At 65.3% G+C, this 16,069-nt stretch carries 14 protein-coding genes and 1 pseudogene; 4 read left to right on the forward strand and 11 right to left on the reverse strand.

Annotated features, from left to right (window positions below; all coding sequences use genetic code 11):
* Nucleotides 1-1,471: hypothetical protein (locus ACM9HJ_RS30370; RefSeq protein WP_416575552.1), on the forward strand; the 1,471-nt coding region annotated here is incomplete at its 5' end.
* 520 nt (nucleotides 1,472-1,991) lie between these two features.
* Here the strand turns inward: ACM9HJ_RS30370 and ACM9HJ_RS30375 are convergent.
* Genes ACM9HJ_RS30375 through ACM9HJ_RS30385 form a run of 3 tightly spaced genes read right to left on the reverse strand, consistent with a single transcriptional unit; the run spans nucleotide 1,992 to nucleotide 3,455 of the window.
* On the reverse strand, nucleotides 1,992-2,468 hold the full coding sequence (locus ACM9HJ_RS30375) for a hypothetical protein (RefSeq protein WP_416575553.1): 477 nt from the start codon (nucleotides 2,466-2,468) through the stop codon (nucleotides 1,992-1,994).
* Nucleotides 2,461-2,667 carry a hypothetical protein gene (locus tag ACM9HJ_RS30380; protein WP_416575554.1) on the reverse strand — a complete coding sequence of 69 codons (207 nt, stop codon included), beginning with the start codon at nucleotides 2,665-2,667 and terminating at the stop codon, nucleotides 2,461-2,463. Before ACM9HJ_RS30380 ends, ACM9HJ_RS30375 begins: the two co-directional genes overlap by 8 nt.
* A complete protein-coding gene (locus tag ACM9HJ_RS30385; protein WP_416575555.1) occupies nucleotides 2,664-3,455 on the reverse strand; it encodes a Crp/Fnr family transcriptional regulator in 792 nt (263 codons plus the stop codon). The genes ACM9HJ_RS30380 and ACM9HJ_RS30385 overlap by 4 nt, the downstream gene beginning before the upstream one ends.
* A 204-nt stretch (nucleotides 3,456-3,659) precedes the next feature.
* Between ACM9HJ_RS30385 and ACM9HJ_RS30390 the strand changes: the two genes are divergently transcribed.
* The gene (locus ACM9HJ_RS30390) at nucleotides 3,660-5,879 is read left to right on the forward strand and encodes a catalase (RefSeq protein WP_416575556.1); all 2,220 of its coding nucleotides are present in this window, start codon (nucleotides 3,660-3,662) and stop codon (nucleotides 5,877-5,879) included.
* Nucleotide 5,880: 1 nt separating this feature from the next.
* Here the strand turns inward: ACM9HJ_RS30390 and ACM9HJ_RS30395 are convergent, their stop codons facing one another.
* The 8 genes and pseudogenes from ACM9HJ_RS30395 to ACM9HJ_RS30430 all read right to left on the reverse strand — a co-directional run bounded on the left by ACM9HJ_RS30395 (nucleotide 5,881) and on the right by ACM9HJ_RS30430 (nucleotide 13,055).
* On the reverse strand, nucleotides 5,881-6,813 hold the full coding sequence (locus tag ACM9HJ_RS30395; RefSeq protein ID WP_416575557.1) for an NAD(P)/FAD-dependent oxidoreductase: 933 nt from the start codon (nucleotides 6,811-6,813) through the stop codon (nucleotides 5,881-5,883).
* A gap of 18 nt (nucleotides 6,814-6,831) precedes the next feature.
* Nucleotides 6,832-7,577: pseudogene (locus ACM9HJ_RS30400) on the reverse strand (SDR family oxidoreductase).
* A 26-nt stretch (nucleotides 7,578-7,603) separates the two neighbouring features.
* Nucleotides 7,604-7,810 (reverse strand): hypothetical protein, encoded by a 207-nt coding sequence (locus tag ACM9HJ_RS30405; protein WP_416575558.1) that lies wholly within the window; start codon nucleotides 7,808-7,810, stop codon nucleotides 7,604-7,606.
* Between the two features lie 190 nt (nucleotides 7,811-8,000).
* Nucleotides 8,001-8,492 (reverse strand): DUF892 family protein, encoded by a 492-nt coding sequence (locus ACM9HJ_RS30410; protein ID WP_416575559.1) that lies wholly within the window; start codon nucleotides 8,490-8,492, stop codon nucleotides 8,001-8,003.
* A gap of 212 nt (nucleotides 8,493-8,704) precedes the next feature.
* Nucleotides 8,705-9,199, reverse strand: a complete 495-nt coding sequence (locus tag ACM9HJ_RS30415; protein ID WP_416575560.1) for a ferritin-like domain-containing protein — start codon at nucleotides 9,197-9,199, stop codon at nucleotides 8,705-8,707.
* Nucleotides 9,200-9,321: 122 nt separating this feature from the next.
* Nucleotides 9,322-10,470, reverse strand: coding sequence for an alpha/beta hydrolase family esterase (locus ACM9HJ_RS30420; RefSeq protein ID WP_416575561.1), 1,149 nt, complete (start codon nucleotides 10,468-10,470; stop codon nucleotides 9,322-9,324).
* 52 nt (nucleotides 10,471-10,522) lie between these two features.
* Nucleotides 10,523-10,942 (reverse strand): CopG family transcriptional regulator, encoded by a 420-nt coding sequence (locus ACM9HJ_RS30425; protein ID WP_416575562.1) that lies wholly within the window; start codon nucleotides 10,940-10,942, stop codon nucleotides 10,523-10,525.
* 61 nt (nucleotides 10,943-11,003) lie between these two features.
* Nucleotides 11,004-13,055 carry a sugar nucleotide-binding protein gene (locus ACM9HJ_RS30430; RefSeq protein WP_416575563.1) on the reverse strand — a complete coding sequence of 684 codons (2,052 nt, stop codon included), beginning with the start codon at nucleotides 13,053-13,055 and terminating at the stop codon, nucleotides 11,004-11,006.
* Between the two features lie 289 nt (nucleotides 13,056-13,344).
* Here ACM9HJ_RS30430 and glf point away from each other — a divergent pair, with 289 nt between their 5' ends.
* Nucleotides 13,345-15,618 carry a UDP-galactopyranose mutase gene (glf, locus tag ACM9HJ_RS30435; RefSeq protein ID WP_416575564.1) on the forward strand — a complete coding sequence of 758 codons (2,274 nt, stop codon included), beginning with the start codon at nucleotides 13,345-13,347 and terminating at the stop codon, nucleotides 15,616-15,618.
* A gap of 57 nt (nucleotides 15,619-15,675) precedes the next feature.
* Nucleotides 15,676-16,026, forward strand: coding sequence for a hypothetical protein (locus ACM9HJ_RS30440; protein WP_416575565.1), 351 nt, complete (start codon nucleotides 15,676-15,678; stop codon nucleotides 16,024-16,026).
* Nucleotides 16,027-16,069 lie beyond the last annotated feature (43 nt).

Genomic DNA, 16,069 nt, shown 5'->3' on the forward strand with positions numbered 1-16,069 from the left:
CTCTAAGGCAGGGGGAGGCTTTTTGATACAATCCAGGGAACAGCCTCTCCCCGTCGCTGCAAGAGGGAATGCCGTCATGAACAGGTTCGTTGAATCACTGATGTCGGCATTGCTCACGGCCAAAACCGGGGACGCGGGGACAAAGAACAGCCGGACTGGCGGCCACCTGCACGCCTCGGCGTCATCGCCGCCGCAAGCCGATGTCAACCCGGAACTGGAGCCGGCACTCCGTCGCCTCTTCGCCGATCGCGATCCGATGCAGGCGGGCAGCGTCCATCTCCTGGAACTGGACAGCCTGCGCGATCGCCTCGGCCCGCGATGGACATCCATCGCCGAACGGGTGCACCAGCTCACCGTCAAGCTGCTGAAGCAGCAGTTGCAACCAAGCGACACTTGGTTTCGCCAGGGCGATAGCACCTATGTCGTCGTCTTCACCAAGCTCGGTCGGGAGCAGGCCCGGCTGGTCTGCGCCAAGGTGGTGGAGGAAATGCAATGCCTGCTGCTGGGCAGCGCCGACACCGGATCGATCACCATCCATAGCGCCATACGGGCGGCGGGTGCGGACATTTCCTTCGTGCCAGCGCGGCTGAAGGATATGCTGGATGATGCTGCGGGCCGCATCGGCCATCAGCCCCTGCCGGTTGCCAGCGCAGCCGCGAGTGGTGAACCGGCTGGTCCGATCGAGGTCCGCTATTTGCCTTTCTGGGATGTCCAGCAGCAGGTCCTGTCCGTCTATACCGCCCGCTCCTGCAGGCAACGGCCGGGGCGCAGCCTGCTTTGGGGCTATGACTGCCTGGAGGATCCGACGGATCCGCAGCAGATCCTGGGTATGGACATACAGATCACCCGTGACGCCCTGGAGGTGGCGGCGGAGCTGTATGAGAACCGCTTCCGCTTCTTCCTGTCGGTGCCGGTGAATTTCGAGAGCCTGGCCGTGTCGAACCGGTGGCGGGAAATGGTGGCGGTGCTGCAGACCATCCCCGCCCACATGCTGCCCTTTATGACCTATCACCTTGTCGGTGCACCAGCGGGCGTGCCGGCAGGACGGCTATCGGAGATGGTGGGGGCCATGCGGCCGTTCGGACGCACCGTGATGGTGGTGGTGGAACCGGGCACCACCGATCTTGCCGCCATTGCGGCCTCCGGCGCCAAGGTCGCCAGCATCCAGTTACCCGCCGGTGCTTCGGCGGAGCGCTTGCGCGGCGATCTGTTGCGCTTCGGCGCCGCTGCCGCCAAGCACCGGCTGCGTACCTCGGTGGAAGGGGTCAACGATGCGGCCATGGAGGCGCTTTGCGACGAGGCCGAGATTTCCTTCCTGTCCGGCAACCTGGCCAGCGACTGGATGGAAGTGCCCGAGCACATCGTCCGGATGTCGCGCACCGACTTTCTCCGTCAGAAACGCGACCATGGCGCTACCACGCCATCAGCTTTCCCGAACCGGAACAGGGCACGGGAACCGATCGCCGCGTAGAAGATCGGCGACACCGGGGCATCCATCCCGCTCCTTTCCGAAATTCCACCCACGCCGCCATCGGGCATCTCCTCCACACCATCGCCGCCGCGGTTCGGCGGCGCCCAGGAGAAACGGCTGGCCTTCCCTCACTTCGGTGGCGTCACCGGCGGTGGGTGGCCGACCGGCGAACGCGGGCCGGACCAACCCACCGATCCTCGACTGGTACGGCCGTGCAGCAAACCTTCCGGCAGGGTCAGCCGGGCCTGCTCCTACAGACCCCCCGGCAATCTGGTGACATCGGCCGGGATATTTCACGCCACCCGATGCACGCAGGGCGTGATGGGCTTGGCGTCCGGGTCCTCCATGATGATGGCGTAGGACTTCGCCGCCGGCACTGCCGATCATGACAAGGCCGGGGAGACACCATCGGTCAGGAAGCCGGTCAAGAAGGGCTTGATCTTCGTCGCCAAGCCCTTGGGCCATGGCAACGCATATTCCGGATCGATCTGGAATATGCGTTGCCTCCTTGAATCGGTGTTTACCCACCGCGCTTGGCGGCCTTGCGCTTAAGCCGCCGGGCATTGGCCGTCGCCTTGCGATGAACGGGGGCCAGAGCAGTCGATCCAAGTCGGGTTGCCGCCTCAATCCCATCCAGCGTCAGCCCGGCCATCCTGTTGGCGAGATCGGCCGCCTCAACGGCGGTCGGCATGCGTCCGCGCAAGGCCATGGCGCCCAGGTGCTGCATATGCCCGACCCATAGCGACTGCGCCTCCCACCAAGCCGTAACCATCGCCGATCCCGCGCTGGAGAAGGCCTCGACCTTTTCCGGTACCATGAGCGCCAGTTCGACATGATCGCCGGTAAGCGGCGACCGCATGGCGGCGTCGATGATAGGCGTGCGCGCAGCGATCACCGCATTGGCGGCACCCAGCGTCTCCATGGCGCGCACGCCCGTGCCCGTCATGGACAGGCTCGCCGCCATCAGGCGGCTCCAGTTGGAAAAAGGGTCAAACATTACCGTCCTCCGCCTTGGCCGCCATCTGCTGCTTGGCGACTTCCGCCGCAGAGATCAGGTTCCGACCGGTCTGCGCCGCGGCGTCCGCCGTCATGGTTGCCGCCAGTCCGTTGGGGCCATCGAGAATGACAAGCCCGTCCTCGGCGCTGGCGATGCCAGGCTCCGTCCGGGGTTGCGGTATGGCGGAGGGTGCGCTCATGGCGATGGCCTTGCAACGGAGGGCGGGGAAAGGGTCGGCAGGTCGTCGATATAGAGATAGGCAGGGTCGAACTGGCCGCGCGCCGCCAGCTTCCTGGGCTCGGCGATCTCGACCAGGGAGGACCGGAAGACGCACAGGCGCTCCTCGCGCAGATGCCGCAGGACCCGGTTCACATGGACATTCGTCAGGCCGCAAATCTCGGCGAGATCGGCTTGGGTCAGACCCAACGCGAAGCGACGCCCGTCGCTGAGCCCCGCCGAGATGAGGCGGGCATTGGTCTCGCACAGGAAATGCGCCACGCGCCCCACCGCGTCGAGCCGACCGAGCCGAAACAGCCATGCACGGTGGATCGCAGCGTCGATAAGGGTGGCATGCCAGAGTTTCCGCGTCAGCTGCGGCATTTCCTGCGTGATGGCATCGAGTTCCACATGTGGAACGAGTGCCACCGTCACCGCCGTCATGGTTGCGACGTCGTGATCCAGAACCTTCAGCGGAAAGCCGTGGAGATCCAGGAAGTCGCCGGGGACATGGATGGCGACGAGCTGCCGCAGGCCGTTCCGGTCGTCGATATAGCGCGACATGATCCCTTCGAGCAGCAAGGTGCTTTGGTGAAGGGGATCGCCGGCGCGGACAAGAATCTTACGAGGTTCGAGTGTTTGTATCTCGGTAATAGCCGCTTCCAACCTCAAACGCTCAGCCGGTTCCAGGTCGACCCCGCGTTTGCCTTTCAGGAAGCGTTCGGTGAACATCGCTGACCATCCCCCTATCGGGCCGAGCTGCACCGGCATCCATCCGCTCCTTCATTAACGGATGGTATCGCCCGGCGTTGCGCGCAATCGTGATGACGCAGGTTAATTTCGACCCGCCTGGCGCAACCTTGCCTCAGCCGGGGGGTTTCCTCTCCGTCCGACCGCTCGCGGTGGCAATGCCGCATGCCTGGAACAATCCCGGCCGGCCTCTCCGCCGCTGCCAAACCGACCAGGATGATCAACATGCCCAGGAAGCCTCCGTCGACCAAATCTCCCGTCAAGTCCCTGACGCCGCCCGATCTGGCCGGCGCGGATATCGGCGGGGAGACCCGCCGGAAGGCATCGCCGGTGCCCCCGGATGCCGCCATCTCCCATACTTATGGTGAACCGCAAGGACAGGGCGGGGAAACGCATCAGGTAGCCGGCGGCGAGGTCGAGACGCTGACCACGCAGCAGGGCACCCCCGTCGCCGACGACCAGAATAGCCTCAAGCAGGGTGCCCGCGGGCCAACCCTGATGGAGGATTTCCATTTCCGTGAGAAAATCTTCCATTTCGACCATGAGCGGATACCGGAGCGCGTCGTCCATGCCCGCGGTTACGGCGCGCACGGCTTCTTCGAACTGACCGACAGCTTGGCCGGCATCACCCGCGCCGATATCTTCCAGCGCGTCGGCGACCGCGTACCGGCCTTCGTGCGCTTCTCTACCGTCGCCGGTTCCAAGGGGTCCGTCGACCTGGCGCGCGACGTGCGCGGCTTCGCGGTGAAGCTCTACACCAATGAGGGCAACTGGGACTTGGTCGGCAACAACATCCCGGTCTTCTTCATCCAGGACGCCATCAAGTTCCCCGACCTGATCCACGCCGCCAAACCGGAACCCGACCGTGCCTTCCCGCAGGCGCAAACGGCACACGACAATTTCTGGGATTTCGTCAGCCTGACCCCGGAAAGCTTCCACATGATCATGTGGACCATGTCCGACCGTGCCATCCCCCGCTCCTTCCGGACGATGGAAGGGTTTGGCGTCCATACCTTCCGGCTGGTGAGCGAGGCCGGCAAATCCACCTTCGTGAAGTTCCATTGGAAGCCCAAGCAGGGCCTGCAATCCGTCGTCTGGAACGAGGCCGTGAAGATCAACGGTGCCGATCCGGACTTCCACCGCCGCGACCTGTGGGATGCCATTCAGTCCGGCGATTTCCCGGAATGGGAACTGGGCGTCCAGCTGTTCGACGACCCGTTCGCCGACAGGTTCGCCTTCGACGTGCTGGATCCGACCAAGCTGATCCCGGAGGAGGAGGTGCCGGTGCGCATCGTCGGCCGGCTGGTGCTGGACCGGGTGGTAGACAATTTCTTCGCGGAAACCGAGCAGGTGGCCTTCCTGACCCAGAACGTCCCACCTGGCATCGATTTCTCCAACGACCCCCTGCTCCAGGGCCGCAACTTCTCCTATCTCGATACACAGTTGAAGCGGCTGGGCGGGCCCAACTTCACCCATATCCCCGTCAATGCACCCAAATGCCCCATGGCCCATTTCCAGCAGGACGGGCACATGGCCATGCGCAACCCGAAGGGCCGGGCGAATTACGAGCCCAACAGCTGGGGCCCGATCCAGGGCGGCCCGCGCGAGGATCCCGTCAGGGGCTTCCGCAACTTCGAGGAGAATGCCGACGGTGCCAAGCGCCGCCTGCGTCCCGAAAGCTTCTCCGACCATTACAGCCAGGCGCGGCAGTTCTTCATCAGCCAAGCCCCCATCGAACAGAAGCATATCGGCGACGCCCTGGTGTTCGAGCTTTCCAAGGTCGAACGGCCGGACATCCGCTCGCGCATCGTCTCCCACCTGCTCAACATCGACGACGGATTGGCGCAAACGGTGGCGAACGGGCTGGGTCTGGCCCTGCCCCAGCCCGCCAAGGCCGCACAAAAGACGCTCACCACGCTGCCGCCGTCCGACCGGCTCAGCATCGCCAAGAACGGGCCGGTGGACTTCAAGGGCCGCAAGTTGGGCATCCTGCTCAGCGACGGTGCCGACGCGGCGATCTTCAAGGCGCTGCTGGCCGCCATCGATGCCGAAGGCGCGGTTTATGAAGTGGTCGCCCCGAAGATCGGCGGCGTGACGTTGTCGGACGGCACCAAGGTTGCCGGCCGGCACAAGATCGACGGCGGGCCGTCGGTGCTCTTCGACGCCGTGGCGATCGTGGTCTCCGCCGACGGTGCGGCGCTTCTGTCCATTGATGCCGCCGCCAAGGGCTTCGTCACCGACGCCTTCGCGCATTGCAAGTATATCGGCTACACCGCCGAGGCGGAACCGTTCCTCGCCAAGGCCGGGGTCGCCAACGACCTGGACGAGGCCTGCATCCTCCTGGGCAAGGCCGGCGACGCAGGGGGCTTCATCGCGGCTTGCCGGACGTTGCGCCACTGGCCGCGCGAGCTCAAGGTCGACCTCGACGCGCAGCCGGCAGCCTGACCTATCGGAGAAGCGGCGTCCGCCGGGCCAGATCGTTGCGGGTCGTGGTCGCGGCGACACCGCCTCCGCCCATGGCGTGGCTGATCTGGTCCAGGCCCAGCACGACGTCGCCGGCCGCATAAAGGCCAGCGACGTTGGTGCGCTGATGGGCATCGACGATCAGGCAGCCCTCCTCGGAGAGGGTTGCATCCAGCCCGCCTGCAAGTTCCGACTGAATATGAGAGCCCAAGGCCGGATAGAGCGTGTCGAAGCTGGTCGCGACACCGTCGATATCGAGGTCGATTGTCCGCCCCCGCAGGCTGATCGGGCCGCCTGTTCCGGCGATGGCGATACCCGCCGCGGTCAGCCGGCGCCGGTGCTCGTCGCTCAGCACATGTCCCTCGGCTGGAGCCACCAGAGTGACGTCGGCCGTATAGCTGCGCAGGAACAGCGCTTCCGCGCAGCCGCGTTCCCCGGTGCCCAGCACCGCGACCCGCCGATCGGTCACCTCATAGCCGTCGCAGACCGGGCAATAGCGCAGCAGGCCGGTCACGAGGGTGTGGTGATGGTCTTCGTCGGTCATCCCTTGCGGACGCCGGTTGACCACGCCGGTGGCCAGCAGCACCGTGCGTGCCCGCACCAGTCCATGCCCGGCCCGCGCCGTGAACCCCGCCTCCGTCAGTACCAGTTCCGTCACCGTGCCGGCGAGAAACTCCGCGCCATACATCCCCGCCTGCTGCCGCATGCGAGCGAGCAAATCTGGGCCTGATATGCCATCGGGGAAGCCGGCATGATTGCGGGTGAGCGGGATCAGCGCGGCACGGCTCTGCCCGCTGTCGATGACGGTCACGGAAAGATGGTAGCGGGCAAGATAGATCGCGGCGGTCAGCCCGGCAGGGCCGCCGCCGATGACCAGGCAGTCCCGGTCGATGGCCTCTTGCCCCACCTCCTCCATCTCTCTCCCTCCATCACGCTACTTGATCTTCTGCACCAGCGGTTCGATGCGCAGGGTGACGACATCGACCCCCGGCCCGCGTGTCGCCGCGAACAGGATGGCCTCGGCCACCTCCTCCGGCAGCAGCAGCCGGTATTCCTCGACCATACGCGCCCGTTCCTCGGGCGTGCAGGTTTGCATCGCCGAATTGATGGCGCCGGGCTCGATCAGCGTCAGGCGGATGCCGTCCGGGATCAGCTCCTTGCGCAGCGTCTCGGCAAAGGCGGCGACGCTGCCCTTGGCCGCGTTGTACACGCTTTCGCCCACGGCTTTGATATGGACGCTGATCGAGCCGACCAGGATGATCATCCTGTCCTTGCCGCCCGCTTCCCGCATCCGCTCGACGGCACCCTGGGTGCTGGCGACGTAGTTGACCAGGTTGCTGTCAATCACATGGCGCCAATCTTGGTCAGCCATCACCATCAAGGGGCCGGAGCCGACGCCCGCGCAGGCGACGAGGATGTCCACGAATCATCCACGCGCTCGAACATACGGGCGATGCCGGCGGCATTGGAGAGGTCGGCCGTCACCAAGTCGATCTGGGCGTCGATATTGAAGCCCTGGACGCTCTCCACCACCCGCCGAAGATCCGGTTCACCACGGTCGGCGACAAGGACGCGGGCACCTGCCGCTGCCATTTGGGATGCGACCGAGCGGCCCAGGCCGCCGGCCCCCCCGGTGATGAGCACCCGCTTTCCCTTCAGGTTGGACAGGGTCGATGGCATGTATGATCTCCCGGTTTGGCTCGATGTTATTCCCAGGTCAGCACGAGGCGGCCCTGGGCGGGTATGGCACACAGCTCAACATCAAGATCGCCCACCGCGAACCGGGCAAGGATCTCGGCGGCCCTGTTTCTCAGGGCTTGGCGCAGGGCAAGCACATGCGGGCGGACGCCGGGAAGCGCCGTATCCAGCCTGCTTATATCGCCATCATCGACCTCGTTTTCGGAAGTTTCCACTCGAGCCCCCTGCTGACAGGGCAACGAGGTCCTGAGATGCAGATTCCTGGGCAACCACCGCAATCGCTCCAGGTTAATTGCTTTACGGGACGCTAGGGGCCAAGGCTTCATCATCACCTTGAGGCAGGCAGCCGTCATGGAACTTCAGGTCGGAGCCGCAAATGGCCCAGCCCCAACCGCGCCGACCGCATCAACGCTTGTCATTGGTCAGCAGAAACTGCTTCAGCACCGACGGCAGGTTGCTTTCCATCCATGCCGCCATCTCCTCCTCCTCCTGCAAGTTGATGCGCAGGATGGCGGCGATGGAAGATTCCCCGGCCGCCTCGGCAGCGGCGATCAGGATCTTGTAGTTGATGATCTCGAAATACTCGAAGGCCGCCCCGAAGACCGTACCCTTCACCACCTCGTCCGACGCCAGGACACAGGACCATGCCTGGAACAGGCCCGTGACGGCCCCCAGGCCGGTCTTCAATATGGAGGTATCTGCGTCAAGCTGGTGCAAACAGCTTTCCACCTGTTCGGCCTGGGTACGGGTCTCGGCCAGGTGTTGGCCCAGACGGACCTTCAGAAGGGGATAATCCTCCAGCCGAGCCTCCATGTTGGCCAGCATCTTCTCGGCCTGGATTTCCATGGCATACGCATCGCGCAACCAGTCGATAAGATGTTCGCGGGGCGTGGTCATGCCAAAACTCCTGTACTCAAAAGATCGTGGAAAGGGAGACGCCGGCGGGCAAACGTCGCCCCTTCGGCGTCGTTGACTTAAGGATGGCGGGCGGTTCCCGATATTCAGGGTTCACACCCAATTCGGTGCGCATGCCGCCGCCATCGACGGCGGCCAAACTCGCCCGCCACGCTGATGCAGCGTTATAAGGAGGCGGACGGCGAAACCGGCGGTCAGGCCGCCTTGGCGTTGATCTGACTGGTGGCCAGCTTGCTCAGTATCTGGTCGGTCCGCGTTTCCTCGGCCAGCGTGGCCTCCAGCAGCGGCACGGCAGCGGTCAGACCCAGCTGCTCGGCCCAGGCTCGCAATGTGCCATAGCGGCTGATCTCATAATGCTCAACGGCTTGCGCACCCGCCAGAAGGCCGGCATCCAGCGCGTCACTGCCGGCAAAATCCTCCATGACCCCCTTGCCTTCATCAAGGATGCCGATGATGGCGTCGCAGGTCTTGCCACGCGGGGTTTTGCCGATGATCTCGAACACGCTCTCCAGGCGCTCGATCTGGGCCTCCGTCTCCGTGCGGTGCTGTTCGAATGCTTGGCGCAAATCCTCGCTATTGGCGGCGCGGGCCATTTTCGGCAGGGCGCGCAAAATCTGCTTCTCGGCGAAGTAGATGTCTTTCAGGGTTTCGTGGAACAGGTCGTTCAGATCTTTGGGCTGCTTGGCCATGGAAAAGCTCCTGGGGCGATAGCACCGCTGATGGGTCGATACGGCCCGTGAGCGCGATGAAAATCCCGCGGAACGCTGAACGTAACGCTGCCGCGTCGCTAACCGTTCCATACCTTTACGCATCAAGATGCCGTTTCGGTCCCGGCGCGCCCATGCCCGTAGAAGAAACGCACCATCTCCCGCGTCGCATCCGGCCCACGCGGATCGGTGTAGGAGCCGGACGGACTGCCCCCGGCCCAGGCATGCCCGGTGCCGTGGATCGCCCAATGCTCGCACAGGCCCCGGCCGGAAGCATCGGCATAGGTGGTGCGGGTATAGGCGCGTCCACCCGGCACCTCCCCGCGCGAAACCGTCGGCCGCAAGCCCGTTGCCGACGCCATGGCCTGGGCGGCGACGGCACTCCCGTTGGCGGGATGGACGGTGGTGTCCTGATCGCCGTGGAAGATGATGGTCGGAACCGGGCTGATGCCGCCGCGCCCGCTCGCCGTCCCGCTGCGCATGGCGGCGAAGGCGGAGGGGATGTCGCGTGCGGCCCCCAACGGCAGGCCGGAATGTACGCCGACCGCGGCGTAGAGTTCCGGATAGGCCGCCCCCATGATCACCGCCGCGGCGGCGCCCGCCGACAGGCCGGCGACATAGATACGGCCAGGGTCCACCGCATGCTCACGCATGATCCGGCGGGTGATGCCGGCGATCAGCGCCGGCTCGCCCCGGCCGCGCCCCTGGTCCGCCGCATTGAACCAGTTCCAGCACCTGTTGGCGTTGGCCGAGCCGGGTTGCTCCGGATAGGCGACCAGGAAGCCGTGCTCCTCGGCCGCCAGGTTCATGCCGGTACCGGCGGCGAAATCATCAGGCGACTGGGTGCAGCCGTGCAGCATGACGATCAGCGGCATCGGCTGTTCCAGGCGGTTGGCGGGAACGTAGAGCTTGTAGGCGCGTGTCCCGGCCTCCTCACTATGGGACGCCGTGGTGAAGGAGGCCCCCTCCGGCAAGGGCCGGGCAGCCGGCCGGAACGCTACGCGTCCGCCCGGCACGGCTCGAGGGGACAGGCGGCGCGGGGTCTCACCCAGACCGGTCCTGGACATCGGCGATGTAGGCACAGGGTCCAGGACGGTAAATTCGGCGTCGATAATGGAAGGATCGCGGGCGGTCGCCGGGATCGGGGCCCCGCCCTGCAGCATCTGCTGGATGAGGGCGGTGGCCTCGGCAAGCCTGCCGGCACCGGTGAGGCGCACCGCCTGGGCCATTCCCTGGGGAGATTTGAAGTGCATGTCGATGCTTTCTTTCGTTCCGGGAAGGGCATTGTCGAGACAAGGAGCCGGCCTATCGCAGGCGGCCGGTCAGTGCCGTCTTGACGGCGGCGCTGGCGTGGAGCCCACCCAGCACCGTCAGTGAGGCGATGGTGGCGCGGGCGAGTTCGGGTGTGACATCCGGGGCGATGCTGGCCAGGCCCAGGACGCGGATATCGAGCATTTCGCCCGCGTCCCGCGCCGCTTCCAGGTCCTGACGGCTGAGATGGCGCAGGCCGAGATCGACGCTCTTGCGGATCACCGCCTGCCGGACCGCCTCGCCATGCCGCTCGATCTGATTGCGGATGGCCGTGCGGATGAAGTCGGTGCGGTTGGAATAGAACCCCTCCTGCACCAGCAGATCGACATGGCCCAGATCGACGAAGCCGAGATTGATGGTGATCTTCTCGCTGTCCGGCACCTTGGGTCGGAGTTCGTGAACATTGTCATCCATTGCGTACCATCCAACTACCATCTGTAGGGATGGTATGCAGATGGTTGATGGATGATAGTTTTCAAGAGGCTTGTCGCCCAAGTTCGGCGGCGAACCTCTCGATGGCTGACGTGAGGCTTGGCATGATCAGGCCTCGTTCACTGGAAATGGGCGCACGGCGAGGGCGGCGGGCGGTCCAGCCCATCGCCGCGGCCGGCTGTACGTCGACGAGGTCGGTCCGCAAATCCAGCGCCGTGCCGATACCAACCGCGAAATCGGCCCAGGAAAGCGTGCCGCCGCTAGCCAAGTGCCACAGGCCGGTCTCGTCATCGATGATCAGGTCCAGGGTGGCGCGCACCAGGTCCGGCACATAGGTCGGCGATGTGATGCAGTCCCCAGCCGCGCGGAAAGCCTTTCCGACGCGCAGTGATGCCGTGAGGCGAGCCGCGAAATTATGCGTGTCATAGGGTGAGAAGAAGGACGCGGTCCGTACGACGAGTGTCCGCCCCGCCGATGCCAGCAGCGCGTCGTCGGCCCGAGCCTTGCTGAGACCATAGATGCTCAGCGGCGCGGCCGTGTCGCTTTCCACGTAGGCCCGGTCCGATAGGCCGTCGAAGACCAGGTTGCTGGAGAAGCCGGTATAATGGATGCCGCGCCGCCCGCAGGCCTCGGCCAGAGCGACGCTGCCCGTGAAGTTCGCGGCGAGGCAGGCCTCCTCATTGTCTTCCGCCGCGTCGACCCGCACCCATCCCGCACAATTGATGACGGCCCATGGAAGCAGTTCGTCGAGCACGCGATCCATCGAGGTCGGAACCCGCAGGTCCAGGGTGTCGCGTCCCGTCAGGACATGGTCGATGCCGCGCAGGCGGCAAGCCCCGGCGAAGGCCTGGCCCAGCGTTCCCGTGGCACCGGCGATCAGCAAGGGACGGGCGGGCCGAGACGGGATCACCCGCGCGTGCCGCCGCCACCAGCCGGCGACATCGAGCACGGGATGGTCTGGCACCTTCCCCCCCGCCATCGCGCGCATCATGGGCGCCAGCGCGGTCTCCCGCGGGACGGCACCCCGGATGTCGAACACGCCGCTTTCATAATGGCCGGCATCGCGCGTCAGCAGGCTGTCCCAGTCATGGGAACCCAGCAGGCTCCATGCCGTCACCGCTTCGATCCCCACTCCCTCGGCGCGCAGCTGGCCCGCGGTTTCCCACGCCTCCCGCAACCATCGCATCTGCTCCTCGCGGGTGCAGCCATTATGGATTTCGGTGACCGCCATCGTTAGGCCGTAGCGATTCCAGCATGCCCGCAAGGCGCCCTCCAGGCCCGGCGGGCGGTCAACGACCCGCACAGCCTCCACATCCGCCAGGGAACCGAAGGGACAGCCGCCATGAGTAGCCACGGGGTAGCACTCGAGCCGGTGATCCAGAAACCGGTCGCTGGTCAAGTAGTGATTGATACCCAAAATATTGGGCGGGCACGGCGCGGCCGCCAGCGCCCGCAGGCGGCCCTCGAAGCCCATGCCGGCGAGGCGATCCCAGAGCGGATGGCCCTCCGTGACGCGCCCGGACAGCATATCCCAGGAGGCCCAGCGCCGCTGGTTGTCGAAATCGGCCTGCCTGGCGCGTTGGAGCGTGGCGCCGGTATGGCCCAGATCCTCGGTCTGGATCAGCCTTGCCATGGGATTAATGGTGCGGATCGCCGTCATCGCGGCACGGATGCCGTCGATCTGGTTGATCAGGGCCAGCCAGAAAGCCGCCTCGTCGCGCTGATGCGGATACCAGTGGCCATAGAGGGCCGAGAAGCGCGCGGTGGTCAGCGGCTCGTTGACGGGCGTCCAGTCGCCGACCCAGGGATAGCGCCGGGCGGCGACGGCGGCATGGCGCCCCAGGCCGGCCGCGAAACCTTTCGCCAGCAGATCGGTGCCAAGGGGGCCGCTGCCATGATGGACCAGCCCCACAATCGGACGGATGCCCAGGCCGCGCAGCCGTGCCAGCCGTCCGTCATGCCACGCCCAGAGGCGTTCGGGATCCCGGGCATGGGCGAACGTCTCCCACAGCAGCGGGTAACGTAGCGCCGTCAGCCCCAGCCTCGCGAAACGATCGAGATCGTCCGGGCGCAGGTCATGGCCGCTCAGCGCCACCTGGTCCAGATGACGGTCGCCGATCCGGTTGATCGTGCATTCGACCCCTCCCCAAAGCGCCAGCGCCGACGGTGGGTCTGCTCGTTCGATGGTCAGTGGAGTACCCCGTAATATACGCCTCAACCGTCGCGGCGATTGAAAATAAACGCCGCAGCAAACAAATCGAAGCCGGCGCCGTGTCCGAAATCGTCATAACACGGGTTAATTTCCAAACAGGATAAAGGAGCATCCGTCCAGCCGGCCTGTTGTTCCGGTACTGCTACCCGTCCCTTTTTGAAAGCCGGATATCATGACGCTGGTGTGCTTTTCACATCTGCGGTGGGACTTCGTGTTCCAGCGACCGCAGCATCTCATGGCGCTCATGGCGCATGAATTTCCCGTGATCTTCTGGGAGGAGCCGGTTTGGGACCCGGCCGGTACCGAACCGGCCGTCGATAGCCATTCCCCCTTCGCGAACGTGACCGTGGTGACCCCGCGCCTGCCGGAAGGGCTGTCTGCCGAGGCCGAGGCTGCCGCCCTGCGTGGGCTGCTCGATACCTGGCTGGCCGGCTCCGCCCGCCCGCTGATCCGCTGGTATTACACGCCCATGATGCTTTCCTTCTCGCGGCACCTCGCCGCCGCATGCACGATCTACGACTGTATGGACGAACTCGCGAATTTCCGCTTCGCGCCGCCGGAACTGGGGGCGCTGGAGGCTGAACTGCTCGCCGCTGCCGACCTGGTCTTCACGGGCGGCCACAGCCTTTACGATGCCAAGCGCACCATGCACCATGCGGTTCATGCCTTCCCGTCCAGCGTCGATGCCCCGCATTTCGCCCAGGCACGCAAGGCGGGCGCGGATCCCGCCGACCAGGCCGGGCTGCCCCGGCCACGCCTGGGCTTCTATGGCGTGATCGACGAGCGCATGGACCTCGATCTTCTGGCAGCCGTGGCCGATTCTCGGCCCGAATGGTCGCTGGTCATGGTTGGCCCGGTGGTCAAGATCGATCCCGCCGACCTGCCCCGCCGTGCCAACATCGCCTATCTCGGGGGCAAGACCTACGAACAGCTGCCGCTCTACGCCGGCGGCTGGGACGTGGCGTTGATGCCATTCGCGATCAATCCGTCGACGCAATTCATCTCGCCCACCAAGACGCCGGAATACCTGGCGGCAGGCCTGCCCATCGTATCGACGGCGATCACCGACGTGGTCCGCAATTACGGCACGCTCAACGCCGTTTCGATCGCCGCGACATCCGAAGCGTTCGTCGCCGCCTGCGAGCATGCACTTGCACAAGCACGCGAACCCGACAGCGCCGCCTGGCGCCGGCAGGCGGATGCGGCCCTCTCCGGTCAGTCCTGGCAGGCCGTCGCCGATGCCATGCGCACCCTCATCGCCCAGATCGTCCGGCCGGCACGGGTCGCACGCACGGGGCATTACGACTATCTCGTCGTCGGTGCCGGCTTCGCCGGTACGGTCATGGCCGAACGCCTGGCCCGGGACGGCGGCAAGCGCGTCCTCGTCATCGACCGGCGCGACCATGTCGGCGGCAATGCCTTCGACCATCACGACGCGGCCGGTATCCTCGTCCATCGCTATGGCCCGCACATCTTTCACACCAACAGCCGGGAGATCGTCGATTACCTGTCGCGCTTCACCGACTGGCGGCCCTATGAGCATCGCGTACTCGCCGACATCGACGGGCTGCTTGTGCCCATGCCGATCAACCGGACGACCCTGAACAGCCTCTATGGATTGAAGCTTGAAGACGATGCGGATACCGCCGCCTTCCTCGCCACCCGCGCCGAACCGGTCGATCCCATCACCACCTCCGCCGACGTCGTGATCTCCAAGGTCGGCAGCGAACTGTACGAGACCTTCTTTCGCGGTTACACGCGCAAGCAATGGGGCCTGGATCCGTCCGAGTTGGACAAGTCCGTGACCGCGCGCGTTCCCACGCGCACCGATGCCGATGATCGCTATTTCACCGATACGTTCCAGGCGATGCCGGCCGATGGCTACACGGCGATGTTCACCGCCATGCTGGATCATCCCCTGATCGACATCGAACTGGGGACGTCATTCGAGGAAGCATGCGCACGGGTGAGTTATGACCGGCTGGTCTTCACCGGCCCGATCGATGAATATTTCGGGTACAGGTACGGGAAGCTGCCCTACCGGTCCCTGGAATTCCGCCATGAAACGCTGGAGCAGGAGTGGCTCCAGCCCGTGGCCGTCGTCAACTACCCGTCGGAGGACGTCCCCTACACGCGCGTGACGGAATACAAGCACCTGACGGGGCAGAGTGCCGCGCGCACCAGCATCACGCACGAGTTTCCCTCCGCCACCGGCGATCCCTACTATCCGATCCCGCGGCCGGAGAACGAGGCCCTTTATAAGCGCTATGCGGCGCTGGTCCGGGCGACGACCGACGTGCTGTTCGTCGGCAGGCTGGCGACATACCGCTACTACAACATGGACCAGATCGTCGGGCAGGCCCTCGCATCCTATCGCCGCCACGCCGCACAGCTCAGCCTCGCGAGCGAGTTGGCGGCAGACACCCGGGCCATCGCCGCCGAATAGGCATCAGGCGCAACATCCTACAGGCCATCATCCCACAGAGTGGAAAAGGAAATCGTTATGACCACGGACAAATATCCGGACGAAACCCACGCGGATGCCCCCACCCTCCCCGATCCCACCCCGACCATATCGGGTGCGGCCTGGAAGGAGGGTGTCATTCCCACCCCGCCGGCCACTACACCATCAGCGACAGGCAGCGACGCAAATCCTCCTAAGGAAGGGGCGGCTGATATTGCTCCGGACATGAAGGACGACATGGCTCCCATCGCCAAGGGAGCCGAGGCGGCCGACGGCTCCGGGACAGAGGAGGCCGAACCGGCAGCCAATGGTTCCTCACTCCGCCATTGGATTACCATCGGTCTGCTGGCCGTGGGGCTGGCCGCACTGCTGGCGAAGATCAAAAGGTAGCATGCGGGAAAAGCCCAGGCGGCGGCCCGGCCGGATATCGGCA

It is taken from the genome of Niveispirillum sp. KHB5.9 (genome assembly GCF_048066115.1).
Classification (GTDB): Bacteria; Pseudomonadota; Alphaproteobacteria; order Azospirillales; family Azospirillaceae; genus Niveispirillum.

What these genes read in the sequence shown, in the direction of transcription:
- ACM9HJ_RS30375 (WP_416575553.1), bottom strand. Translation starts at nt 2,468, where the DNA reads ATGTTTGACCCTTTTTCCAACTGGAGCCGCCTGATGGCGGCGAGCCTG.
- ACM9HJ_RS30380 (WP_416575554.1), bottom strand. Translation starts at nt 2,667, where the DNA reads ATGAGCGCACCCTCCGCCATACCGCAACCCCGGACGGAGCCTGGCATC.
- ACM9HJ_RS30385 (WP_416575555.1), bottom strand. Translation starts at nt 3,455, where the DNA reads ATGCCGGTGCAGCTCGGCCCGATAGGGGGATGGTCAGCGATGTTCACC.
- ACM9HJ_RS30390 (WP_416575556.1), top strand. Translation starts at nt 3,660, where the DNA reads ATGCCCAGGAAGCCTCCGTCGACCAAATCTCCCGTCAAGTCCCTGACG.
- ACM9HJ_RS30395 (WP_416575557.1), bottom strand. Translation starts at nt 6,813, where the DNA reads ATGGAGGAGGTGGGGCAAGAGGCCATCGACCGGGACTGCCTGGTCATC.
- ACM9HJ_RS30410 (WP_416575559.1), bottom strand. Translation starts at nt 8,492, where the DNA reads ATGACCACGCCCCGCGAACATCTTATCGACTGGTTGCGCGATGCGTAT.
- ACM9HJ_RS30415 (WP_416575560.1), bottom strand. Translation starts at nt 9,199, where the DNA reads ATGGCCAAGCAGCCCAAAGATCTGAACGACCTGTTCCACGAAACCCTG.
- ACM9HJ_RS30420 (WP_416575561.1), bottom strand. Translation starts at nt 10,470, where the DNA reads ATGCACTTCAAATCTCCCCAGGGAATGGCCCAGGCGGTGCGCCTCACC.
- ACM9HJ_RS30425 (WP_416575562.1), bottom strand. Translation starts at nt 10,942, where the DNA reads ATGGATGACAATGTTCACGAACTCCGACCCAAGGTGCCGGACAGCGAG.
- glf (WP_416575564.1), top strand. Translation starts at nt 13,345, where the DNA reads ATGACGCTGGTGTGCTTTTCACATCTGCGGTGGGACTTCGTGTTCCAG.
- ACM9HJ_RS30440 (WP_416575565.1), top strand. Translation starts at nt 15,676, where the DNA reads ATGACCACGGACAAATATCCGGACGAAACCCACGCGGATGCCCCCACC.